Annotated in this window: 1 protein-coding gene; it reads left to right on the forward strand. The window is 45.3% G+C overall.

Annotated elements, in window-relative coordinates:
• On the forward strand, nt 1-623 hold a 623-nt coding region (locus EST42_RS07775), incomplete at both ends, for a UTP--glucose-1-phosphate uridylyltransferase (protein WP_134644932.1).

The following is a 623-nucleotide window of genomic DNA, read 5'->3' on the forward strand; positions in this document are numbered from 1 at the left end:
TTCGATTCAAACCCAGAGTTGGAAAACAACTTGAAGGAAAAGGGTAAGGACGAATTGTTGAAGTTGGTTGAAGAGACGACTGATATTAACTTGTACTTCATCCGTCAATCACACCCACGTGGATTGGGAGACGCCGTTTTGACTGCAAAGTCATTTATCGGTGACGAGCCATTCGTTGTTATGTTGGGTGATGACTTGATGGCTGATGAGACGCCTTTGACTAAGCAATTGATTGACCGTTACAACACGACGGGAGAGTCAACGCTTGCTGTTATGAAGGTTCCTCACGAGCAAGTTTCTGAATACGGTGTGATTGCACCTGAAAAGGAAGTTGAAGACGGATTGCACCAAGTTAACTCATTCGTTGAGAAGCCAAAGCCAGAAGATGCACCTTCAGACTTAGCAATCATCGGACGTTACTTGTTGACGCCAGAAATCTTCGAAGCGTTGGAGAACACGGCACCTGGTAAGGGTAACGAAATCCAATTGACGGACGCCATCGATTCATTGAACAAGCGTCAACACGTTTACGCCCACGAATTCAAGGGTAAGCGTTACGACATCGGTTCAAAGATTGGTTTCTTGACGACTAACATTGAATACGGTTTGAACCACCCACAAAC

The sequence above is a fragment of the Weissella cibaria genome, assembly GCF_004521965.1.
In the GTDB taxonomy this organism is placed as follows: Bacteria; Bacillota; Bacilli; order Lactobacillales; family Lactobacillaceae; genus Weissella; species Weissella cibaria_A.